22 protein-coding genes and 1 pseudogene are annotated in these 22,270 nt (G+C 47.3%); 13 read left to right on the forward strand and 10 right to left on the reverse strand.

The window, feature by feature from the left end; genetic code table 11:
• A pseudogene (locus CIK88_RS00405) lies at nt 1–277 on the forward strand (histidine kinase); the annotation flags it as partial.
• A gap of 1,484 nt (nt 278–1,761) precedes the next feature.
• Here the strand turns inward: CIK88_RS00405 and CIK88_RS00415 are convergent.
• Genes CIK88_RS00415 through CIK88_RS00440 form a run of 6 tightly spaced genes read right to left on the reverse strand, consistent with a single transcriptional unit; the run spans nt 1,762 to nt 5,657 of the window.
• Entirely contained in the window at nt 1,762–2,856 is a 1,095-nt protein-coding gene (locus CIK88_RS00415; RefSeq protein WP_094433951.1) for a glycosyltransferase, read from the reverse strand.
• Between the two features lie 30 nt (nt 2,857–2,886).
• Nucleotides 2,887–3,873: a glycosyltransferase gene (locus CIK88_RS00420; RefSeq protein WP_094433952.1), complete on the reverse strand. Its 987-nt coding sequence runs from the start codon at nt 3,871–3,873 to the stop codon at nt 2,887–2,889.
• Between the two features lie 16 nt (nt 3,874–3,889).
• Nucleotides 3,890–4,768: a UbiA prenyltransferase family protein gene (locus tag CIK88_RS00425; protein ID WP_173815635.1), complete on the reverse strand. Its 879-nt coding sequence runs from the start codon at nt 4,766–4,768 to the stop codon at nt 3,890–3,892.
• Between the two features lie 16 nt (nt 4,769–4,784).
• Complete coding sequence (locus CIK88_RS00430; protein ID WP_094391812.1) at nt 4,785–5,054, reverse strand: hypothetical protein; 270 nt, start codon at nt 5,052–5,054, stop codon at nt 4,785–4,787.
• Between the two features lie 25 nt (nt 5,055–5,079).
• Nucleotides 5,080–5,439 (reverse strand): hypothetical protein, encoded by a 360-nt coding sequence (locus CIK88_RS00435; protein ID WP_094391811.1) that lies wholly within the window; start codon nt 5,437–5,439, stop codon nt 5,080–5,082.
• A complete protein-coding gene (locus tag CIK88_RS00440; RefSeq protein ID WP_094391810.1) occupies nt 5,439–5,657 on the reverse strand; it encodes a YtxH domain-containing protein in 219 nt (72 codons plus the stop codon). The genes CIK88_RS00435 and CIK88_RS00440 overlap by 1 nt, the downstream gene beginning before the upstream one ends.
• Nucleotides 5,658–5,874: 217 nt before the next feature.
• On the opposite strand from CIK88_RS00440, the gene CIK88_RS00445 reads away from it, so the two are divergent.
• The 12 genes from CIK88_RS00445 to CIK88_RS00500 all read left to right on the forward strand — a co-directional run bounded on the left by CIK88_RS00445 (nt 5,875) and on the right by CIK88_RS00500 (nt 15,743).
• A complete protein-coding gene (locus tag CIK88_RS00445; protein WP_094434011.1) occupies nt 5,875–6,372 on the forward strand; it encodes an SPOR domain-containing protein in 498 nt (165 codons plus the stop codon).
• Nucleotides 6,373–6,405: 33 nt separating this feature from the next.
• Nucleotides 6,406–6,819 carry a Holliday junction resolvase RuvX gene (gene ruvX, locus CIK88_RS00450; RefSeq protein WP_094391809.1) on the forward strand — a complete coding sequence of 138 codons (414 nt, stop codon included), beginning with the start codon at nt 6,406–6,408 and terminating at the stop codon, nt 6,817–6,819.
• 21 nt (nt 6,820–6,840) lie between these two features.
• Nucleotides 6,841–7,404, forward strand: coding sequence for a peptide deformylase (gene def, locus CIK88_RS00455; protein ID WP_094391808.1), 564 nt, complete (start codon nt 6,841–6,843; stop codon nt 7,402–7,404).
• A 70-nt stretch (nt 7,405–7,474) separates the two neighbouring features.
• A complete protein-coding gene (locus CIK88_RS00460; protein ID WP_254046815.1) occupies nt 7,475–9,469 on the forward strand; it encodes a tetratricopeptide repeat protein in 1,995 nt (664 codons plus the stop codon).
• Nucleotides 9,470–9,554: 85 nt separating this feature from the next.
• The gene (gene map, locus CIK88_RS00465) at nt 9,555–10,409 is read left to right on the forward strand and encodes a type I methionyl aminopeptidase (protein ID WP_094391807.1); all 855 of its coding nucleotides are present in this window, start codon (nt 9,555–9,557) and stop codon (nt 10,407–10,409) included.
• 3 nt (nt 10,410–10,412) lie between these two features.
• Entirely contained in the window at nt 10,413–11,444 is a 1,032-nt protein-coding gene (tsaD, locus tag CIK88_RS00470; protein ID WP_094433954.1) for a tRNA (adenosine(37)-N6)-threonylcarbamoyltransferase complex transferase subunit TsaD, read from the forward strand.
• Nucleotides 11,445–11,455: 11 nt separating this feature from the next.
• Nucleotides 11,456–11,956 (forward strand): CinA family protein, encoded by a 501-nt coding sequence (locus CIK88_RS00475; protein WP_094433955.1) that lies wholly within the window; start codon nt 11,456–11,458, stop codon nt 11,954–11,956.
• A 128-nt stretch (nt 11,957–12,084) separates the two neighbouring features.
• The gene (gene rpmB / locus CIK88_RS00480) at nt 12,085–12,348 is read left to right on the forward strand and encodes a 50S ribosomal protein L28 (RefSeq protein WP_072289873.1); all 264 of its coding nucleotides are present in this window, start codon (nt 12,085–12,087) and stop codon (nt 12,346–12,348) included.
• A gap of 3 nt (nt 12,349–12,351) precedes the next feature.
• The gene (gene rpmG / locus CIK88_RS00485) at nt 12,352–12,540 is read left to right on the forward strand and encodes a 50S ribosomal protein L33 (RefSeq protein ID WP_094391804.1); all 189 of its coding nucleotides are present in this window, start codon (nt 12,352–12,354) and stop codon (nt 12,538–12,540) included.
• Between the two features lie 15 nt (nt 12,541–12,555).
• Complete coding sequence (locus CIK88_RS00490) at nt 12,556–12,714, forward strand: DUF4295 domain-containing protein (RefSeq protein ID WP_094391803.1); 159 nt, start codon at nt 12,556–12,558, stop codon at nt 12,712–12,714.
• Nucleotides 12,715–12,861: 147 nt separating this feature from the next.
• Nucleotides 12,862–13,410, forward strand: coding sequence for a nitroreductase (locus tag CIK88_RS00495; protein WP_094391802.1), 549 nt, complete (start codon nt 12,862–12,864; stop codon nt 13,408–13,410).
• Complete coding sequence (locus CIK88_RS00500) at nt 13,398–15,743, forward strand: glycoside hydrolase family 3 C-terminal domain-containing protein (protein WP_094433956.1); 2,346 nt, start codon at nt 13,398–13,400, stop codon at nt 15,741–15,743. The genes CIK88_RS00495 and CIK88_RS00500 overlap by 13 nt, the downstream gene beginning before the upstream one ends.
• Nucleotides 15,744–15,974: 231 nt before the next feature.
• Here CIK88_RS00500 and CIK88_RS00505 read toward each other — a convergent pair whose 3' ends face one another.
• From CIK88_RS00505 to lon, 4 genes are read right to left on the reverse strand one after another with little or no spacing between them, the layout of a single operon-like run.
• Nucleotides 15,975–17,399 carry a DEAD/DEAH box helicase gene (locus CIK88_RS00505; protein WP_094433957.1) on the reverse strand — a complete coding sequence of 475 codons (1,425 nt, stop codon included), beginning with the start codon at nt 17,397–17,399 and terminating at the stop codon, nt 15,975–15,977.
• Between the two features lie 26 nt (nt 17,400–17,425).
• Nucleotides 17,426–18,658, reverse strand: coding sequence for an LptF/LptG family permease (locus CIK88_RS00510; protein WP_094391799.1), 1,233 nt, complete (start codon nt 18,656–18,658; stop codon nt 17,426–17,428).
• A 23-nt stretch (nt 18,659–18,681) separates the two neighbouring features.
• On the reverse strand, nt 18,682–19,809 hold the full coding sequence (gene tgt, locus CIK88_RS00515; RefSeq protein WP_094433958.1) for a tRNA guanosine(34) transglycosylase Tgt: 1,128 nt from the start codon (nt 19,807–19,809) through the stop codon (nt 18,682–18,684).
• Nucleotides 19,806–22,253 (reverse strand): endopeptidase La, encoded by a 2,448-nt coding sequence (gene lon, locus CIK88_RS00520; protein ID WP_094433959.1) that lies wholly within the window; start codon nt 22,251–22,253, stop codon nt 19,806–19,808. Before lon ends, tgt begins: the two co-directional genes overlap by 4 nt.
• Nucleotides 22,254–22,270 lie beyond the last annotated feature (17 nt).

Below are 22,270 nucleotides of genomic sequence, written 5' to 3' on the forward strand. Positions count from 1 at the left end.
GTTCCAGATAGTCCGGTTAATGGATGAACAACAATCTATTAACAAGAAGATAGCCAATCAAATTCCGGTTATTGTGCAGAAAAGTGTGCAGGAACAGTCCAAAAAGCCAAAACGAAAAGGTTTCTTGGGCATCTTTGGCAAAAAAGAGGGAACGAAGCCAACGACAACAACGACTACGCTCCGTTCATCCAATAGAAACATGGTCAACGAACAGAAAGCGCAGAGCCGTCGATTGTCAGAACAAGCCGATAGTCTTGCTGCCCGTAATGCAGAACTTAGATGTCACAGGGATAGGTCATTGACATCATGACTTATAATTCTTACAGTTTTACAGTTTTTGAAAAGGAAAAATAGGTTTCGGATTCTTAAAACACGAGGACAGGTTTCTGTTTCTTGGACCATAACTCTTGGGGTGTGGAGTATGTTTTTATGAACGGAATTTTTGTTGCCATATACCTATAAAAACAAAAACGACCCGCTCATTTGAGCATCGTTGAGAGGCTTGGCGGGTTCTGGTACTGCAAAGGTAAAGCATTTATTTGGATTGTGCAAGGATTTTGGAAGAAAAGTGTGGAAATGGAGGTGATTTTGAACAGTTGTTGGGTGTTGGAAATACAAAATGAGGTATCTACAAACCAAAGTTAGGCATCTACAAACCATATTGGGATGTCACAGTGACAGGTCATTGACATCCTGACTTTCAATCCTTACAGCTTACAGTATTACAGTTTTTGGAAAGGAAAAATAGGTTTCGCGAGGACTGTTCCTGTTTTCTTGGACAACGCTAATTCACACCAAGCGTTACAATATAACAATATAACAGTTTCCAAAAACGATTTTTTGCGTTACAGTTGACAGTTGACAGTTTCCAAAAACGAATTTTTTGCGTTACAAATAACAGATAACAGATAACAGTTTTGGAAAATGAATTTTTTTAGTAGCCTACGGCAAGAAATCTTTGGAGGAAATCTTTTTTAAGATGTTGCTTCGCAAGAAATAATCTGTAATTCAGGGAGGTAGTAAACAAAATCTTCAACTAAGATGAAGTCTGAGGTCTGAGGTCTGAGGTCTGAAGTCTGAGGGAGTGGTCTTTATCATCCTACGAAAATCTTTCTCCGAGATGTCACAGGGACAGGTCATTGACATCATGACTTTCAATTCTTACGGCTTGCAGTATTACAGTTTTCGGAAAGGAAAAATAGGTTTCGCGAGGACTGTTCCTGTTTTCTTGGACAACGCTAATTCACACCAAGCGTTACAATATAACAATATAACAGTTTCCAAAAACGATTTTTTGCGTTACAAATAACAGATAACAGATAACAGTTTTTGGAAACGGTATTTTTTGGGTTGCGCGAGCGCAAGAAATCTTTGGAGGAAATCTTTTATGAAATGTTGCTGACGCAAGAAATAATCTATCATTCAGCCTCCACAAACATAATCTTTAAAGAAAATCCTGACCAGAATGCGCTCGAGTACCTCGCTTTTGGGGAGAATTTTATAATGGATCGCCTTACGGCTCGAAATCTTAATGAAAATCTTGAGAATAATCTTTAATAAAAATCTTTCTCCGTGTTCTCCGTGTGTTCCGTGGATTATTATCATCGGAATTTAGACGGAATTAGACGGAAACAAAATCTTCAACTATAACCTTTAACCTTTAACCTTTAACCTTTAACCTTTAACCTTTAACCTATAACCTAAACACTGTTCCGTGGATTTTTATGGCGCAGCAATCTTAAATATAAAAAGAGAATCTGTTTAAAGGGACTGGTAGAGGGCTTCGTACTGACGGGCAACCTTCAGGTGGTCGTGGTGGCGATCTACATAGGTGATGCTTTCGCGCTTGAGACGTGGCAGACACTCAGGATGGAGCACCAACTGCTCAAGGGCATGGAAGACACTCTGCTCGGTCGGTTCAACGTTGATGATGGGACGCAACTCGTTCTCCTGGATAATCTCGTAGTTTTCGGGTTCGCCACCTCCTACAACGACAATACCTTTGGACATGGCAAGGAGGGAATTCATGGATGGCGTATAGCTGTAGAGCTGGTCGAGGATGACATCGGAATTGTTCATCATCATCTGGTATTCGGCATAAGGCACGGAGTATGCTGTGCGCAGTTCTACACGGTCGGGATAACGCTCAACGATGGCTTGTGCAGCACGCAACATGATGTCAGTTCCCTTGTAGGCACTACGCTTGCGGTCGATGCCGATGAACAGGCGCAGACGTGGATGAGACGGGATAGGGGGTGGCGTCTGGCGCACGATGGGCAGGGGGATGAAATGGGTCTTGGCAGGATAGTGCAGTTGGTAGCACGCCATATACTCGTAGAGACATGCTACGATGGCGTCGCAGTCGTTGGCAATATGCCGGGTGAGTTTTTCGTGAGGGGTATTCACCCAGACGTCAAGGAGGTCTTGAGAGGCAGCATCGGTGCGCACCATATTGCCGAAGTTATGGTCACTATAGCGCAGCGGTTTCTCTTCGATGCAGGTTCTTGCCCATATCGAGTCCTCGCCAAAGGCTCCGAGAATCATCTTGCCGTTGTGGCGTCGCAGGAAGCGGTAGATAGGAAACAGGCGTTCGGGACGCAGGTCGAAGCAGATGGGATTGATGAGCTGCACCACATCATAGCCTGTGAGTCGTGGAAGGATGCGCGTCCAGAGGTTGAGTAGGTAGCGCACTCCGTCGATGTGGGAGGGTGATTTTCTGATGACCGAGATGTCGCGAGGATAGTTGCGCCATCCGTTGCCGTTGGAAACAACGGTCACCTCATGCCCCAGACTGCGCAACCCCTGACTGAGGTTGGCATGGAGTCCACTGTAGTCGTTGACGAGAAGAATGCGCATAGGAGATGGAATATGGGGGGATGAGACGGGTCAGTGACGGGGTAGGAGCGGCAGGGATGCGAGGAGCGCTCGTCGTCCGATGGCATTACCCACGAGGCGTCGGAACCACGTGTATTTCTTGGAATAAGGACGGTCGGGCAACGGGAAAAGTCCCTGTTGCCGGAGGGCGTCGATGGTGGCATCGAGCTTTTTTGCCGAGCGTGTCAGCATGATGGTGTTGTAGAGATAGTCCATGGTGAGCTGTGCGATGCGCCGTTCCATGGCAGGACGGTCGGCAGGCGACAGCTTATCGGTCAGCCGATAGAGTTGGGTGAGTACCGTCAGCGTATCGTCGAGGCGCTTGCTGATGGTGTCTTGGTCGCTGCTCCTGGTGATGGAGTCGTGGCGTGCCCGATAGTAGTAAGCCTTGTAGGGCGTGTTGAAGACGCGCTCTGCACGCAACAGCAGTTGCGGGGTGAATGCCTCGTCTTCGTGGTAGATGTTGGGCTCGAAGCGCAGGCTGCCGAGGATGCGGCGTGCGAAGAGGTATCCACATGCAGCAGCCCTGATATTGCTCTCGCGCATGAAATGACTGCCACTGACAGGAGAGACGGAAACAGGGATGAAGGTCGTCTCTGAGGTGTCGGAACTGCAGAACATCACGAGGTCGGCTTGCTGATAGCGCACGAGGTCAAGACACTGTTCGTAGGGTGGGGCGATGATGGCATCGTCGGCATCGACAAACTGGATGAAATAGCCGTGTGCCATGTCGATGCCCCGGTTGCGCGCCTGACTCAGTCCCATATTGCGTTGTCGCACATAGATGACCTCGTCGATGCAGTCGGTCAGAAGGCTGACGGGACTCACGTCCGATCCGTCGTCGATGATGATAATCTCGCGCTCGCTGTCGCCCAGCGATAATGCCAGGATGCTCTCGATACACGCATGAAGCATGTCGGCCGGTTCGTTGTGGTAAGTGATGATAAAACTGACCAATGGAGACCCTTGGCGGTTGTCGGTGGAAAACGTAGTATTCATGAGGTGAGACGGAGAATCAGAGGTAGATGATGGAGAAGAATGAGAGCACCCAGCCAACGATGCACGTCTGGATGAAATGGTCTTTCACCAGTACTTTGGTGGGACTGCCGCTACGCTGATAGACCAGCATGTTTTGCAGATAGCGCAACAGTCCTGCCAATACCCATACGTTGGTGAGATAGACGTAGGACGAACCGAAATGGCTCACCACGCTGTCGCTCATGGTGTAGATAATATAGCACACCATGGTGATGGTGCCCACGATGGTGACGGAGAGGTCGATAAACTGGGAATTGTAGCCCGCAATACTCTTGCGCGGCATGGTGCCCGTCTGCTCGTAGATGCGGTAATCGTCTTTGCGCTTGGCAAAGGCAAGGAAGAGTGCCAGGAGGAAGGTCATCATGACCAACCATCCCGATACGATGATGTCGGTGGCAAAACCACCTATTAGTACGCGTATGACAAAGCCCACGGCAATGATTGCCACATCGAGGATGGCGTACTGTTTGAGGCGGATGCAGTATGCCACGTTCATCAGCCAGTAGCCCACCAGCATGGCGCAGACCACGGGCAGGTGGTTGCAGTCGGAGAGACAGGCTGTGATCAGACTGGCTGCCAGTGTCAGCATCATGATGACGTAGCCCATAGCCACGCTCACCTTGCCGGCGGCAATGGGGCGGTGGCACTTCTTAGGGTGGAGGCGGTCGTTCTCCACGTCATGGATGTCGTTGAAACAGTAGATGCTGCTCGATACGAAGCAGAATGCAACAAACCCCCACAGTGTCTGTAGGAAATAATGGCTGTTCAGCAGGTTGTTGCTGAAAAACAAAGGGGCGAAGACAAAGAAATTCTTCACCCACTGCAATGGCCGTAACAGAAGGACGGTATCTTTCATGGGCAATGGAAATCGTTTAACGGCGCTTGCGCTGACCGAAAAGGGTGTGGTAGCCGCGCAACAGTTTGCGCACAAGGAGGAAAGCGTCGAATGCCGTAACGGCATTGGAAATCAGCGCAGCAACAAGTTCGCCGCGCGTATTGGTCTTTTGGGGAGTGACAAGTTGGTGCCAATGACCGCTAATCTCGCTGCGCGCCTGAGCAAGTTCTTCAGCGAGTTGTTCGCGTCGTGCGCGAATGTCCTCCAAGGTCTGTGGAATACCCACCTGTTGTTGTTTGGTCTGCATAAGAATAAGTCCTCTCACATGGTTACTATTGTGGATCGTTGCTCATCAGGATGTTGGCAAGAAGCTTCACCAGTGGGCGCTCTATCCATGCCTTTCGGAAGATGAAAACGACCACGAGCAAGAGCAGATGAGCCAAACTGATCAGCATGAATGCCATGGTCATGCCTAACGATGCCGACAGCCAGAATGCCACGGCGAAAGAGAAATAGAGGAGGATGGCAATGACCAGCAGAAAGCCAACGGCAGCCAAAGCGGCTACCGTCAGCAACTGTACCAGTTTGCCGACCACATCAAATTTGATGCTCTCCTTCTGGAGGTTCAAATAGCGGATAACGGCTTGCACCAGTTGTCCGATGGTCTCTACATTCTTGTCGCTCGACAGCATTACTCGTTTACTTCAGGTGCTGCGTCAACAATATCGGCGGCAAGGTCAGACATCTCCTTGCGGCTGAGCTTAATATTATGCTTCTTCATGAAGTCATCTACCGCATCGGTAATCTTATCACGAGTGTCGGCTCCCTTTTCAGGGGCTAACAGCAGTCCAACTACGGCTCCGGCGAGAGCACCACCGAGGAATGCACCGAGAAATCCTAAATTCTTCATAGTCGTTTCGTTTTAAAGGGTTGATAATGTTTGTTGCTGCAAATATAGGCAATCTTTTTGAAAACATCGTGCTGTTTAGCCATATTTTTTCATAAAATAATGCGATTTGATACCATTTAACAAACTTTATGCACCTTTTCTCTTCAAGTTTGGACGATATTTTGTAATTTCGCAGATGATATTCAAAAAGCATTATAAAATTAAAACAAATAAAACAATGAAGAAACAAATTATCCTATGTGCAGGACTGTGTGCCGCAATGGCTTTCACAAGTTGTAAATCAGGCGACAGCGCCTACAAGCAGGCTTACATGAAAGCCAAGCAGCAAGAAGAACAGCAGCAACAGCAACAGCAGCAGCCCGCACAGGAAGAACCCGTTGTAGTGGCACCCGTAGAGACCAAACCTGCCAACGACACACAGGTGGTTGACAATACTGACAACGTGAACGTGCGTCAGGAGAATGTAACCCTCATCAGCGGAAACGAACTCAAGGCTTTCAGCGTAGTAGTAGGTTCGTTCTCACTTCAGGCCAACGCCGAAGGACTGCAGCAGCAGCTCCGCAATGCCGGCTATGATGCACGGATCGTGCGCAACACCCAGGGTGGCACCTTCCGCGTAGTGGCTACCACGTTTGATACGAAGGGTGAGGCAGTTGCAAGCCGCAACGAACTCCAGGGTAAGTATCAAGGCGCTTGGTTGCTCTACAACAAATAAAAAGAATCACGGATAAAAAAGGAAAGTCTTAGCGTGAGAATACTCTCGATAGACTACGGAAAGAAAAGAACCGGACTCGCTGTTACCGATCCTCTGCAAATTATTGCAGGAGGATTGGCAACAGTAGCCACGGCAGAACTCTTCCAATACCTCAACGACTATATTGCACGCGAACCCGTGGAGCGCATTGTCATAGGAGAACCCAGACAGCCCAACGGACAGCCCAGCGAAAACCTGCAGCGCGTACAGCAGTTTGTGAACCGATGGAAAAAGGCACGGCCCGATGTGCCCATCGAATTCTTCGACGAGCGCTTTACCTCCGTACTTGCCCATCAGGCCATGCTTGACGGAGGACTGAAGAAAAAGGCACGGCAAAACAAGGCGCTGGTGGATGAAATCAGTGCCACGATCATACTGCAGGACTATATGCGCGCACGGAAATCGTGACGACGAATAAAGCAACAAGAAATGATACTACCTATTTATATATATGGACAGCCGGTGTTGAGAAAGGTGGCACAGGATATTACTGCCGACTACCCAGAGCTCGATAAACTCATTGCCGACATGTGGGACACACTCGCAGAGAGCGAGGGCATCGGACTGGCTGCACCACAGATTGGAAAAGACATACGACTGGTGGTCATCGACCTTGATGTGATCAGCGATGACCTCCCTGAATACAAAGGATTCAGAAACGTGTTTATCAATGCACATATCGTGGAATACGATGAAAGCAAGACCGACACCTCGGAAGAAGGATGTCTATCGTTGCCCGGCATCCACGAGCGCGTGACCAGACCGACACGCATTCACGTGCAATGGCTCGACGAGAAAATGCAACCACACGACGAATGGGTGGAAGGATACCTTGCACGCGTGATGCAGCACGAATTTGACCACCTCGAAGGCAAGGTTTTCGTGGATCGCATCTCTCCACTCCGCAAACAACTCATCAAGAGTAAGATGAGAGCATTACTCCAAGGACGTGTGCGCTGCGGATACAAAACTAAAATGGCGGTGAGAAAATAATCACCGACCACAAAAGACATACAGGCGAAACAGGCTCCCGTAATAAGGTAAAGCAAAACGGATTGTTAACATGATGACAAGGGTAATTAAGACAACGACAACGGGCAGAGGTTTGAAGAAACTTCTGCTTGTTGCACTTATGATCCTGTCGTCAATGACCGGCAAGGCACAGTTTAATACCGACAGACTGCTCATGGTAGGACAGTCGGCACTCTACTATGAAGACTATGTGCTCTCCATACAGTATTTCAATCAGGTGATCTCGGCAAAACCGTATCTCTACGAACCATGGTTCTACAGAGGTCTGGCGAAATTCTATCTCGACGACTACCAAGGAGCTGAAAACGACTGTACCGAGGCACTTGGCAGAAACCCGTTTGTGGTCAGCGTCTATGAACTCAGAGGACTCTGCCGCATCAGACAAGACAACTTTGCCGGAGCCGTGAAAGACTACGATAAAGCACTGAAATACGACCCGGAGAACCGAAATCTGTGGCACAACAGAGTGCTTTGTCATATTCAGCAGAAAGAGTATGATGTGGCACTGGCACAGATAGACACCATGCTCACCCGATGGAGCAAGAACGCGAAAGTCTATGCCATGCAGGCAGAGGTCTATATGCTCCAGAAAGACACCACAAAAGCTGTTGTCGCACTCGATAAAAGTATTGCTATCGACCCATACGACGGTTCGCTGTGGAGCCAGAAAGCCATCATCAGCATGGCACGGCATCAATGGAAAGAGAGCGACGAGTATCTCAGCAAAGCCATCCACCTCATGCCCAAACGAGTGGATTGCTATGTGAACCGAGCCATTGCCAGATTCAACCTCAATAACCTCAGGGGAACCATGGCAGACTATGATACTGCGCTCGACCTCGATCCCAACAACTTCCTCGCACACTACAACAGAGGACTCTTGAGGGCACAGGTGGGAGATGACAACCAAGCCATCCTCGACTTTGACTTCGTGCTCAACCTGGAGCCCAATAACCTCATGGCACTCTTCAACCGCGCACTCCTGCTGGAGAATACCGGAAATATCAGAGGTGCCATAAGGGACTATACGAAAATCATTGCGGAATTTCCTAACTTCTGGTTTGGACTGCAACACCGTGCCGACTGTTACAGAAAACTCGGTATGAGCAAACAGGCAGAGCTCGACGAATTCAGAATCTTCAAAGCACAGATGAACAAACGCTTGGGCATTCAGCCGAGACTCTCGAAAAAACAGATGAGAAAACGTAGCGACCTCGACATCGAGAAATACAACCAACTGGCTGTGGAAGATGTACAGGAGGTGGAACACGAATATCAAAGCGATTACCGGGGAAGGGTGCAAAACAGAAAGGCTTCGCTCGACTATCTTCCTATGTTTGTGCTCGCCATGCAGAAAGACGTAGAACGGATGAACGCAACAACTGCCTTCGACCAACGGGTGGATGACTTCAACAGAAACGAAGGCGGCACACGACAGCTTTATGTGACACGACAGTTGCGCACACTCGACGAGGCTGCCACAAACCGCTACTTCGCACTGATAGACTCGGTGGCTGACACGATCGACAAATGTCACGACGCAAAACAAAAAGCAGCACTCCTGCTGATAAGAGCCGTAGCCTATTCAGATACCCAGAATAATGAAGCAGCAATAGACGACCTTACGGCTGTTGTACAACTCGACTCCACACAGACACTCGCCTATTGGCAAAGAGCAGTCTGCCAGGCAAGACTCAACGCGTTTAATGCTTCGCAGGGTACAGATATCAGTATGAAGACTGCCAATGTGCTCTCCGACCTGAGTGAGGCTATTGAGAACAATCCCAGTGCAATCCTCTATTACAACCGAGGTAATGTCTATGTGCAGCGGAAAGATTATCTCCATGCCATAGAAGACTATTCGAAAGCCATAGAGATGGATTCACATCTGGCTGAAGCATACTACAACAGAGGAATAGCAAGGCTCGCGCTCAAACAGCAGGCACAGGCTGTGGCAGACCTCAGCAAGGCAGGAGAACTCGGACTCTATGCCGCCTACAGCATCATCAAACAGAATCGGAAGTAACAGATAATACCGTTTTTTTCAACGAATTGTTTGGTTATTCTGACACTTATTAGTAATTTTGCCACGTAAAAACGTTTTTTTTATTATGGTAAAAAGAAGGTGGCATTGTAAGCCAGGCGTACAGCCGACAGAATTTGACAAGAAAATTATGCACTTGGAGAATCAAGGCGTATTGGTACCCACTCGCCAGCTTGTGAAGACTCCAGAACAAATAGAGGGAATCAGACGGTCGGGTGTGGTCAACACAGGAGTGCTCGACCTGATAGAAAAGGAAATACACGAAGGAATGTCAACGCTCGAAATAGATAAACTCTGTAGAGAATACTGCGAAGCACACGGAGCCATTCCTGCCTGTCTCAACTATGAAGGATTTCCCATGAGCGTTTGTACAAGCATCAACGAAGTGGTGTGTCACGGTATTCCGAAGGCAACAGATATCCTTGAAGAGGGAGACATCATCAACGTAGATTTTACCACCATCCTCGACGGATACTATGCCGACGCTTCGAGAATGTTTATCATTGGCGAAACAACTCCTGAAAAGAAACAACTCGTGGAGGTGACCAAAGAGTGTCTCGAAATAGGCATGGAGGCCGCTAAACCATGGGGATTCGTTGGAGAAATAGGAAAAGCCATTGAGAAACATGCCAAAAAATACCACTATGGAGTGGTGAGAGACCTCTGCGGACACGGAGTGGGACTCAAATTCCACGAAGAACCGGAAGTGTGCCATTTCGCACAGAAACATCCCGGAATGCTTCTCGTACCGGGAATGGTGTTCACCATCGAACCTATGATCAATATGGGAACATGGGAGGTCTTTATCGATGCTGACGACCCATACGGATGGGAAGTTATTACAGAAGATGAGAAACCGTCTGCACAGTGGGAACACACTCTGCTGATGACAGAACATGGAGTAGAAATACTGTCACACTAAACAATGGAAAATAAAGATATCTACATATTGGGAATTGAGTCAAGCTGCGACGATACATCTGCAGCTGTACTCAAAAACGGTGTGCTGCTCTCAAATGTAACAGCATCACAAGCCGTACACGAAGCATACGGCGGCGTAGTGCCGGAACTCGCATCAAGAGCACATCAGCAAAACGTGGTGCCTGTAGTGGATCAAGCCATAAAAAAGGCAGGAATCTCCAAGGAACAGCTTACTGCCGTGGCATTTACAAGAGGACCGGGACTCATGGGATCGCTGCTCGTCGGAGTGAGCTTTGCTAAAGGATTTGCAAGATCGCTCGGAATACCCCTTATCGACGTCAACCATCTGCAAGGTCACGTGATGGCTCACTTCATCAAAGAAAGTGATGATGACAATCAGCAACCGCCATTGCCCTTCCTCTGCCTGCTCGTCAGCGGAGGTAATTCGCAAATTGTCAAGGTTAACGCCTATAACGACATGGAGGTGCTCGGACAAACCATCGACGATGCCGCAGGAGAAGCCATCGATAAATGTTCAAAGGTCATGGGACTCGGATACCCCGGAGGACCTATCATAGACCGACTCGCACGACAGGGAAATCCTAAAGCGTACAAGTTTGCCGAACCGCAAATCCCAGGTCTTAACTACAGCTTCTCTGGACTCAAGACTTCATTCCTCTATAATATGAGAAAATGGGTGGAAGAGGATCCCGATTTCATCGAACACCATCAAGAAGATATTGCCGCTTCACTCGAATTTACTATCGTCGATATCCTGATGAAGAAACTGAAGATGGCGGTCAAGCAGACAGGAATCAAACATGTGGCTGTGGCAGGAGGAGTCAGCGCAAACAATGGATTGCGAAACGCATTCCACGATCATGCCAAACGATACGGATGGACTATCTATATACCTAAATTCAGCTATACAACAGACAATGCTGCAATGATTGGTATTGTAGGATACTATAAATATCTGGACGGAGAGACGTGTCCCATCGATGCGCCTGCCTTCAGTAAAGTTACCTTTAAATAAAAAGAAAGAATATGGATTTTGAAAGTAAGATTATCAGTCGTGAAATCAGTCAGATACTCTGGGAATTGGAAAAAACCGTAGGAACTGCAGAAAGCTGTACCGGAGGAAGAATAGCAGAAGCCATGATCGCTACACCGGGAGCATCGAAATACTTCAAAGGTGGAGTGGTGTCGTATGTCGATGAAATCAAAGAAAGACTGCTGCATGTTGACGCACAAGTGCTCGAAGAACAAACTGCTGTCTGTGAAGAAGTTGCCAAACAAATGGTAAAGGGAGCATGTCAGACACTCAATACCAATTATGCCATTGCTGCAACAGGATTCGCTGGACCTACCGGAGGAACTAAAGAGATTCCCGTCGGCACGATCTGGCTCGCTTGTGGAGATATCGACAGACAGGTGACTTTCATGGTGCAGGAAGACCACGGAAGAGATATCAATCTGGCCATTGCAACCAACAAAGCCATGCAAATGTTTCTCGATTTTCTGAAAGATGAACAGACAAGGATATAATAGCGTTAAAAAACGTTAATATTATACCGAAATATAAAGTAGGGTTCTTTGTTGTTTAGAAAATTTTGTAATTTTGCAACCTGTTTGGAGTAAGTTACAATTTAGGAACAAGTTAAAAGTAGATAGAAATGTCGAAGATTTGTCAGATTACAGGAAAGAAGGCACAGATTGGTAATAATGTGTCTCACTCAAAGCACCGCACAAAGCGTAGCTTTGACGTTAACCTGTTCAGCAAGAAATTCTACTATGTAGAGGAGGCTTGCTGGATTCAGTTGAAGATCAGTGCTGCTGGTCTGCGTATGATTAATAAAGTAGGTCTGGATGCTGCCTTGAAGCAAGCTGTTGCCAAAGGTTTCGTGGACTGGAAGGATATTAAAGTGATAGGAGACTAAACTATGGCAAGCAAGAAAAAAGGCGATCGTGTACAGGTAATCCTGGAGTGCACAGAAATGAAAGAGAGTGGACTGCCCGGAACAAGCCGTTACGTAACGACCAAGAACCGTAAGAACACTCCCGAGAGAATGGAACTCAAGAAGTATAACCCCATCCTGAAACGTATGACCGTTCATAAGGAGATTAAATAATTAAGCAATTAGACTATGGCAAAGAAAACCGTCGCTACCCTCCATGAAGGTTCAAAGGATGGTCGCGCTTATTCAAAGGTTATCAAGATGGTGAAGAGCCCTAAGACTGGTGCTTACATCTTCGATGAGCAGATGGTTCCCAACGAGGAAGTAAAAGATTTCTTCAAGAACTAATAGATAAGAAATACATATTGAAAGAAGACTGGTATCATAAAGATATCAGTCTTTTTTTATCTTTTATACCATTCTATCTTGATTCTCTTGCTTTTTTTGTAATTTTGCAAGATAAGAAACAAACCATCTAACAATAAACTACCGATTATGAACAAAACTATTCAAGACATCATCGAAAGGAGAAGCGTAAAGAAGTATATGGCTAAAAGTGTTCCTGATGAACTCATAGAACAAATTGTCAAAGCTGGAACCTATGCTCCTTCGGGAATGAACAAACAAGCGGCTATCATACTGGCTGTGACTAACAAAGAAATGAGAGATAGGTTGAGCAGGATAAACCTCGATATCGTCATGGCAAGAAACATGAATACAACCAGCGGACATGCTGACCCGTTCTATGGAGCTCCTGTCGTTCTGGTGGTGCTTGCTAAAAAGGATGTGGCAACACGAGTATATGACGGTACTCTCGTCATGGAAAATATGATGATTGCAGCACAAAGTCTGGGATTGGGCTCCTGCTGGATTCATCGGGCTAAGGAGACCTTTGAGACGGAAGAGGGAAAACAAATCCTTCAGGAACTCGGAATAAAGGATGAATATGAGGGTATTGGAAATTGTATTGTGGGATATGCTGCGCCTGATGCTTTGAAACCACAGGTTGAACGTAAAAGCGATTATGTGGTATGGGTAAAATGAAAATTATGGCCACTATGGCGTGCACTACGATGTTGGTGGCTTGCAACCAGCAGAAGGGAATAGAACAACAGGTTGATGAACTCTACGGACGAATGTCGCAAGAGGAACGCCTCGCACAGTTGAGAAGTATCTATATGGATGACTTGTTTGATCAGAATGGTCAGCTGGATACGGCACAATGCCGGAAAATCATTCCTAACGGAATCGGACACTTCTCACAATATGCAAGTCAGAATCTTGAATCTGCTGATAACATCAGAAAAAAAGTTGTTGCCTTGCAGCAATGGATTATAAAGAACACACCGAACGGCATTCCTGCTTTGTTTCATGAAGAAGTGCTATCGGGAGTTAATACGCAAGATGCAACAATCTATCCGCAGCAAATCGGACAGGCTTGTTCCTTTAATACTGAATTGGCTGAACTGAAAACCAAACAGACTGCAAACGACTTGCGAAGGATGGGAGGCATTCTGTCACTGTCGCCTATGGTGGATGTGTGTAGAATACCGTCTTTCAACCGGCTTGAAGAATCCTATGGTGAAGATGCGTATCTCTCGGCCATGATGGGTACGGCATTTGCTAAAGGGTTGCAGATGGGTGACCTGAAGAAAGGAGTGGGAGTGTGCTCGAAGCATTATCTTGGATATGGTGGCGGAGGAGATGCTGACGAAAAGGTGATGATGGAAGAAATTCTCTTGCCTCACGAGACGATGATCCGACTGGCGGGAAGTCAAGTCATCATGCCTGGATATCATGCAGTACACGGAACAAAATGTGTGGCTAACAGCGAAATCTTGAATGATATTCTAAGAGGATACCTTGGATTCAAAGGGATGGTGGTGAGCGACTATACCGCCATTGACCAGATTCCCAACCTTGACACTCCACTGGAAAAAGCGGTTGCTGCGATTAATGGGGGAAACGATGTTGATTTTCCAAAAGGCGACAACTATAAATATTTGCAAGAGGCAATTGAGAAAAAACTGGTGAAACCAGAAGTCGTGGAACGGGCTGTCAAGAATGTCATACGTTTCAAAATACAGGCAGGAATGATGGACGAGAATCGTTATCTCTATAGCGATGATGAAGTGGTGCTTGATTCGGAGGAAGAAAGAAAAACGGCATACGATATTGCCACACAGTCTGTTGTGTTGCTTGAAAACAATGGGGTGTTGCCTTTGAAAAATGTCAAAAGGGTTCTGCTGACAGGGCCTAATGCCAATTCTATGTGGGCGATGTGTGGAGACTATTCTTTCCCAAGCATGTTCTACTTCTGGAAAGGATGGCAGAAACAGTGGAGCGACAAGAATCTGCCGAAGATCGTGAAACTGAAGGAGGCTATGGAAACTCGTAAACCAGAAGGGGTTGACGTGGCTTATGCTCGGGGATGCGACTGGACGGAAGAGATAGAGACGAAATATGCAGAGACAGGTGACAAGCGTGCATGGGAATACCAGTTGTTGCACCGTAAGGTGGATTCTGGGGAGAAAGCTGATCAAAAAGTGGCGTTGGACATGGCTTGCGAAAGTGATGTGATTATCGCTGCGGTGGGTGAAAATGTAATGCTTTGCGGAGAAAACAGAGACAGACAAGGTTTACGCTTACCTGGTAAGCAAGAGGAATTTGTGGAAAAACTGCTGGCAACAGGAAAACCTGTTGTGCTCGTTGTCTTTGGAGGACGTGCACAGATTATCTCGAAAATCTCTAAGAGATGCGCTGCTGTCATACAAGCATGGTACCCTGGTGAAGAGGGTGGTCATGCGGTAGCAGACATCCTTTATGGTAGAATTTCGCCGTCTGCAAAATTGTCGGTGAGCTATCCCAACACGGAAATAGACGAACCAATCTGTTATAATGAGAAAATCGAACAGGATGAACGCATAGAATGGCCGTTTGGATACGGACTGTCTTATACGCAGTTCTCGTATGGAAATCTGAACATGGTAAAGGAGTGTCCTACTGATAACGATGCGGTGGAATTGACATTTACCTTGACTAATGCAGGAAAGATGAGAGCCGATGAGGTGGCGCAGATTTATCTCTCTCCAACAGACAAAAAGCAACAAATCCGACCGATACAATTGCAAGGATTTGCACGTGTGACGCTTGAGCCTGGAGAAACAAAAACTGTTGGGATTAAACTTTATACCGAGCAGTTTGGCTATTATTCGAACAATGGAAAGCGTCAATGGAATGTTGATCCTGGTAAATATGAAGTTAAGGTGGCTTCTTCTTCGCAGGACATCAGACTGAAGCAAACGATAGTTCTTAAAGGTAAGAAAATAACCAAACCTTTACGAGAACACTATTTCTCTGTTGCGACGGTGAAGTAACGGCTATGGATTGATATGATTCCCGACTGTCATAACGCGTTTTGGCTCAGCGCATAAGAGAATGTTATAAGTAAAATGGTTGAGCGAAATGCATAGAGGTTGTGGAAACCACATGAAGACAATCATCCCGTTGGAGTGTCTGGAGAGGACAAGTCCAACGGGATGATTTTTATAGTTTATCGTAAGTTCTTATTGTTTGCTGCAAAGCAATTTTTTACCGTAAAGAGGCAATCAAGCTTCAGACTTTGGTGTGGCAGGAGTGGTCTTGCTTTGAGGCGTATTGGATTTCTTATGGTGATTGCCATTGGGTCTCCTACGTTTGCGCTTCTGTTGTCCGTCTTTCGACTGTGTGCTTGTCACAGAGTCTTGGGAAGATTTTACGGAAGGTTGCTCACCTGACGATGGCTTGGTGCTGCGTCGCTTGTTGCGAGTTTTGTTGCCGTTAGGCTTACGGTTGTTGCTGCGACCACCACGACCGCGCGTGTTCTTACGTGGTGCATTGGGCTCGTATTTAGGACCTTCGCCCAATCCTTCAGGGATAGGAATCTTGACAATTTCCTTTTCAAGGAAACGCTCTATGTCGGCAAAGGCACGCATGTCCAATTCAGAGACAAAAGTGATGGCAACACCATCGCGTTGCGCACGTGCTGTGCGTCCGATGCGATGGACGTAGTCTTCTGCATCATGAGGTACATCGTAGTTGATGACCATCAAAATGTCGTCAATATCAATGCCTCGCGACACAATGTCTGTTGCAACGAGCACATCTACCTGACCCGTCTTGAACCGATACATGACATCGTCGCGCTCCTGCTGGCTGAGGTCGCTGTGCATGGGTGCGCAGTTGATGTTCATGCGTTTGAGTTCGCGAGTAATGTCCTTTACCTTGTCTTTCTTGCCGGAGAAGATGATGACTCGTTGAAGTTCTCCTGCCTTGAAGAGGTGGCGGATGATGTTGATCTTCTGCGGTTCGTAGCATACGTATGCTGACTGCTGAATCTTTTCTGCCGGTTTTGATACGGCAATCTTCACCTCGACAGGGTTGGTCAAAAGTGTACGTGCCAATTGCTGAATTTTGTCGGGCATGGTGGCAGAGAACATGATGGTCTGGTGATTGTCGGGCAGCAGTTTTGCAATCTGCAGGATATCGTCAGAGAATCCCATGTCCAACATGCGGTCGGCTTCGTCGAGGATGAAGAATGAAAGACGGGAGAGATCTACATGTCCCATGCGAATATGGGACAGGAGACGTCCTGGGGTGGCAATAATCACATCGGCGCCCATTTTAAGTCCCTTGGTCTCTTGGTCAAAGCGTGAACCATCGTTTCCGCCATAGATGGCAACACTCGACACATCGTCGAGATAATAGCCGAAGCCTTGCATGGCTTGGTCTATCTGTTGGGCAAGTTCGCGAGTCGGAGACATGACGATGCAATTGACAGCATCGTGTGGGAAACCACCATCATCAAGCATGCTGAGTACCGGCAGGAGATAGGCTGCCGTCTTTCCTGTTCCTGTCTGGGCGACACCAATAAGGTCGCGCCCGTCGAGAATTTGCGGAATGCATTGTTCCTGGATGGGAGTCATTTCCTCGAAGCGCATGTCATAGAGCGCGTCGAGGATATTATCGTTGAGGTATGTTTCTTCGAATGTCACTTTTCCTATTTTAAATTAATAATGTATTAGTTAGGGGCGTGTCGGTAGCAATAGTATGCTATAAACACATAGAGAATGTTTGGAATCCATGCGGCTAATGCCGGTGGTGTGTCAGCATTGATAGCGAAGGTGGCACATACCGTTTGTAGAAGAATATAGGCGAACGACAATGCGAGGCCAATGCCTAAGTATAGTCCCATGCCGCCTTTTCGTTTTCTTGAAGATAGTGAAACACCTATAATGGTGAGGATAAAGGAGGCGAATGATGAGGCGATACGCTTGTGGTATTCTACCTCATATTGTACAACATTGCTTGAACCGCGAGACTGTTGTTTCGAGATGTATTGCCTGAGTTCAGGAGAGGTGAACGTTTCCTGCTGACCTTTGGAGAAGATGAGGTCCATCGGTTCCATTTGGATCAGGGTGTCGAGTTCCATGCCACTTTGAATTTCCTCTCTCAAACCTTTCAGTTTACGAATCTTGTAACTGCGAGCTTTCCAATGGTAGCGTGAATCAGAAATCGTGTCGTATTGAATAACGCTGGCAGTCATGTGGCTTACCATCTTCTTGTTTTCAAATTTGTAGAGTGAAAAGCCGAATCCGGTCTTGTGGACATCATCGTATTGTGAAATATAAGCGACGACACCTTTATCCACCATCAACTGAATATTGCTTGCCGATGTATTCTTCTTATTATTCTTATAGAGAGATTCAAAGTCATGGCGGACTACCGTTCCTTTAGGGATGACGTAAGCGCCAAGATAGAAGTTGAGCAAGGCGATGAGTGCTGCAGAGATAATATAGGGGCGGAGCAAGCGCTTGAAACTCATTCCGCACGCCAACATGGCAATAATCTCTGAGTTGCCTGCCAGTTTAGAGGTGAAGAAGATGACCGCTATGAAAACGAATAGTGGCGAGAAAAGATTGGCAAAATAGGGGATGAAGTTGGCATAGTAGTCGAACACAATAGCACGCAATGGTGCGTGATAGTTGGTGAACTTGGTGAGGTTGTCATTGACGTCAAACACGATAGATATCGAGATGATGAGTGCAATGGAGTAGATGTATGTGCCAATGAACTTCTTGATGATGTACCAGTCGATGCGCTTGATGTAATGCAGCGGATTGCATTTCTTCATCCATCGCAATTTGTGCCAGGGGAGTTTCCTGAGCCATTTGATGATGGGATGAAGCAGGATGAGCAGGCGCAACCAGATGCGTCTGATACGTGCAGCTATTTCTTTGAGTTTTCTCTTCATCGGTAAGTGTGTCTGTAGGGTTCTTATCTTCGACGACCAAGGTTGTCAATCACCGAGCGTTTCCATTGCACGAAATCACCCTGTTCGATGTGTTGGCGTGCGTCGGTCACAAGGCGCAGGTAGAATGCCAGATTGTGTATGCTGGCAATCTGCATGGCAAGTAACTCTTGAGCCTTGAACAGGTGGTGGAGGTATGCTTTGGTGTGTATGCGGTCGATGTCGCAGCCGTCGGGATCAATGGGCGAGAAGTCTGCCTCCCATTTCTTGTTGCGCATGTTCATTGTGCCCTCATAGGTGAACAGCATGGCATTACGGCCGTTACGAGTGGGCATGACGCAGTCAAACATGTCAACACCACGTTCGATGGCTTCGAGAATATTCTGTGGCGTTCCTACACCCATCAAGTAGCGAGGCTTGTCTTTAGGCAGTATCTCATTGACCACTTCAATCATCTCGTACATCACTTCTGTGGGTTCGCCGACAGCTAATCCTCCGATAGCATTTCCGTCGGCACCCTTGTCTGCCACAAATTTGGCAGCCTCTCGGCGGAGGTCTTTATAGGTGCAGCCTTGTACGATAGGGAAGAGACTTTGACGATAGCCGTAAAGTGGTTCGGTTTCGTCGAGTCGCTTGATGCATCGGTCGAGCCAGCGTTGGGTCATCATGAGCGATTTCTTGGCATAGTTATAGTCGCTTTGTCCTGGTGGACATTCGTCGAAGGCCATCATGATGTCTGCTCCTATCACGCGTTCGGTATCCATCACATTTTCAGGAGTAAAGAAGTGTTTGGAACCGTCGATGTGTGAACGGAATTCGCAGCCTTCCTCGCGGAGTTTTCGTATGCCAGTCAATGAGAATACCTGGAAACCGCCGGAGTCGGTTAGGATAGGGCGGTCCCATGTGTTGAATTGATGGAGTCCGCCTGCTTGACGGAGCACTTCCAGTCCTGGTCGAAGGTAGAGATGATAAGTGTTTCCAAGTATAATCTGTGCCTTGACTTGTTCGCGGAGTTCTGAGAAATGTACGCCTTTGACGCTTCCAACGGTTCCTACGGGCATGAAGATTGGCGTCTTGATCTGTCCGTGGTCTGTGGTGATAAGGCCTGTTCGTGCATCGCTGGCAGAATCTGTATGTTGCAGTTCAAATGTCATTTGCTGTCTTTGTTGTCGTCTTGGATGGTGAAGTCCAATGGGTTATCTACTATCTCATCTGTTAATGCGAAGTTCCATACGTCTTGTACGTTTTCGACATAATGGAATTCTACGCCTTTGAGATAAACTTCAGGAATCTCTTCAATGTCCTTGCGGTTTTCCTGACACATCAGAATGTCTGTGATTCCGGCACGTTTGGCAGCGAGGATCTTCTCCTTGATGCCGCCAACGGGAAGAACTTTTCCTCGAAGCGTTATTTCACCGGTCATGGCTGTGTTGCGACGCACTTTACGTTGGGTCAGGGCAGAGGCGATGCTGGTTGCAATGGTGATTCCTGCTGATGGTCCGTCCTTGGGCGTCGCACCTTCTGGAACGTGGATGTGTATGTTCCAGTTGTCGAAAATGCGATAATCGATATGAAGTGTATCTGCGTGTGCTTTTATATATTCAAGAGCGAGAATGGCACTTTCTTTCATGACATCACCGAGGTTTCCTGTCAGCGTGAGTTTTGCGCCCTTTCCTTTCGAGAGTGAGGTTTCGATGAAGAGGATTTCGCCGCCAACGCTTGTCCATGCGAGTCCTGTGACCACTCCTGCATAGCTGTTGCCTTGATAGATGTCGCGATAGTAAGGTGGTTTGCCCAACAGTCCTTCGAGTTCAACGGGAGTGATTTTAGAGAAAGGCAGGGTTCCGCTTTCCGCCACTTTAAAGGCTATTTTGCGCAAGGCCTTGTTGATTTGTTTCTCCAGTTGGCGCACACCGCTTTCCCGCGTATATTGCTCGATGATTTTCTCTGTGGCAGCCTTGGTGAAGGTGAGTCGGCTGTCTGCCAGTCCCGTATTCTCTTTTTCGCGTGGGATGAGGTGTCGCTTAGCAATCTCTTGTTTCTCTTCGGTAATATAGCCACTTACTTCGATGATTTCCATGCGGTCGAGTAGGGGTTTGGGAATGGTGCCGAGATTGTTGGCCGTTGCAATAAACATGACTTTCGACAGGTCGTAGTCCAGATCGAGATAGTTGTCGTGGAAGGCATTGTTTTGCTCAGGATCGAGTACTTCGAGAAGTGCTGAGGCAGGATCGCCGTTATGGGTATTCTGCGTCACCTTGTCTATTTCGTCGAGTATGAATACGGGATTACCAGTCCCTGCCTTCTGCATGTTTTTGATGATGCGTCCGGGCATGGCTCCAATGTAGGTTCTACGGTGTCCGCGTATTTCAGCTTCGTCGTGTAGTCCTCCAAGTGAGACGCGCACGTATTTTCTGTTTAGTGCGTCGGCGATGGATTTGCCCAGACTGGTTTTTCCGACTCCTGGAGGGCCGTAGAGGCAAAGGATAGGCGACTTGAGATTGCCTCTGAGCGAGAGCACAGCGATGTATTCGAGTATTCTCTCCTTGACTTTCTCCATGCCGTAGTGGTCGCGGTCAAGGATTCGTTGTGCACGCTTCAGATTGAGGTCATCCTTGGTGTATTCGTTCCATGGCAGCGAAACAAGAGTCTGGAGGTACGTCAGTTGGATGTTGTAGTCCGGACTTTGTGGGTTGAGCTGATCGAGTTTCTCCATCTCGCGCTTGAATACTTTGGCGGTTTCGTTGCTCCATTTCTTTTTGGCAGCTTTTTCCAGCAGGTCTTTCTTTTCAGGCGAAGCCTCATTGCCCATTTCAGCCTGAATGTTCTTGATCTGTTGCTGGAGGAAGTAGTTGCGCTGTTGCTCGTCGAGGTCTTCGTGGGTCTTCTTGCGAATTTCAAGTTTCAAGGTCTGCAATTCTTGCTGCTTGTTCATGTGTTTGATCATCATGAAGAGGCGATCCTTGAGGTTTGAGGTGTTCAGAAGGTCTATGCGTTCGCTTACGTTTTCCACAAAGTTGCTACAGATGTAGTTGAGCGCGATGAGGTTGTTGCCGATGTTTCTCACGGAGAATGATGCTTCATCGGGCATTTCATCGTTCATGTCGATAAACTCTGTTGTAACGTCGCGCAGGGTGCCTATGGCTGTGTTGAACTCAGTATCGTCCTGTTCTGGGATTTTCTCATCGTATGGGAGTACGTGTGAAAGCATGAAGTTGTCGTTGGGTATTTCATCACCCAATACGATGCGTCGTAGTCCCTGCACGATGGCGGTGACCTTGTTGTTAGGCAAACTGATAATCCTTACGAGTTTGGCCATTACTCCAATCTTGTAGATGTCGTTGTGGGATGGAAATTCCGTATTGGCTGAATACTGGCAGCATACGGCAAAGAGCGAGTCTTCTTTCTCTGCTTTCTTGAGTAGTTTAAGACTCTGGTCCCGTCCCACGAGGATGGGGTTGACAACTCCCGGAAACATTACAACGTTGCGTACTGTCAATACTGGCAAGACTTCCGGTACTTCGATGCTTGTTAAATCTTTGTAATCTCCCTCTATATCAGCAATTAGAGGGAATGTTTTATTTTGGTATTTACTCATTCTCTGTTTAAAATAGT

The organism is Prevotella sp. P5-50, from assembly GCF_002251295.1.
GTDB lineage: Bacteria > Bacteroidota > Bacteroidia > Bacteroidales > Bacteroidaceae > Prevotella.

Bases quoted from the DNA above. Each gene is read 5' to 3' on its own strand.
- map (WP_094391807.1), top strand. From the start codon at position 9,555: ATGGTAAAAAGAAGGTGGCATTGTAAGCCAGGCGTACAGCCGACAGAA.
- CIK88_RS00430 (WP_094391812.1), bottom strand. From the start codon at position 5,054: ATGCAGACCAAACAACAACAGGTGGGTATTCCACAGACCTTGGAGGAC.
- CIK88_RS00490 (WP_094391803.1), top strand. From the start codon at position 12,556: ATGGCAAAGAAAACCGTCGCTACCCTCCATGAAGGTTCAAAGGATGGT.
- rpmG (WP_094391804.1), top strand. From the start codon at position 12,352: ATGGCAAGCAAGAAAAAAGGCGATCGTGTACAGGTAATCCTGGAGTGC.
- CIK88_RS00435 (WP_094391811.1), bottom strand. From the start codon at position 5,439: ATGCTGTCGAGCGACAAGAATGTAGAGACCATCGGACAACTGGTGCAA.
- lon (WP_094433959.1), bottom strand. From the start codon at position 22,253: ATGAGTAAATACCAAAATAAAACATTCCCTCTAATTGCTGATATAGAG.
- rpmB (WP_072289873.1), top strand. From the start codon at position 12,085: ATGTCGAAGATTTGTCAGATTACAGGAAAGAAGGCACAGATTGGTAAT.
- tsaD (WP_094433954.1), top strand. From the start codon at position 10,413: ATGGAAAATAAAGATATCTACATATTGGGAATTGAGTCAAGCTGCGAC.
- CIK88_RS00475 (WP_094433955.1), top strand. From the start codon at position 11,456: ATGGATTTTGAAAGTAAGATTATCAGTCGTGAAATCAGTCAGATACTC.
- CIK88_RS00510 (WP_094391799.1), bottom strand. From the start codon at position 18,658: ATGAAGAGAAAACTCAAAGAAATAGCTGCACGTATCAGACGCATCTGG.
- def (WP_094391808.1), top strand. From the start codon at position 6,841: ATGATACTACCTATTTATATATATGGACAGCCGGTGTTGAGAAAGGTG.
- CIK88_RS00460 (WP_254046815.1), top strand. From the start codon at position 7,475: ATGATGACAAGGGTAATTAAGACAACGACAACGGGCAGAGGTTTGAAG.
- CIK88_RS00440 (WP_094391810.1), bottom strand. From the start codon at position 5,657: ATGAAGAATTTAGGATTTCTCGGTGCATTCCTCGGTGGTGCTCTCGCC.
- CIK88_RS00415 (WP_094433951.1), bottom strand. From the start codon at position 2,856: ATGCGCATTCTTCTCGTCAACGACTACAGTGGACTCCATGCCAACCTC.
- CIK88_RS00420 (WP_094433952.1), bottom strand. From the start codon at position 3,873: ATGAATACTACGTTTTCCACCGACAACCGCCAAGGGTCTCCATTGGTC.
- CIK88_RS00500 (WP_094433956.1), top strand. From the start codon at position 13,398: ATGGGTAAAATGAAAATTATGGCCACTATGGCGTGCACTACGATGTTG.
- CIK88_RS00445 (WP_094434011.1), top strand. From the start codon at position 5,875: ATGAAGAAACAAATTATCCTATGTGCAGGACTGTGTGCCGCAATGGCT.
- CIK88_RS00425 (WP_173815635.1), bottom strand. From the start codon at position 4,768: ATGAAAGATACCGTCCTTCTGTTACGGCCATTGCAGTGGGTGAAGAAT.
- CIK88_RS00495 (WP_094391802.1), top strand. From the start codon at position 12,862: ATGAACAAAACTATTCAAGACATCATCGAAAGGAGAAGCGTAAAGAAG.
- tgt (WP_094433958.1), bottom strand. From the start codon at position 19,809: ATGACATTTGAACTGCAACATACAGATTCTGCCAGCGATGCACGAACA.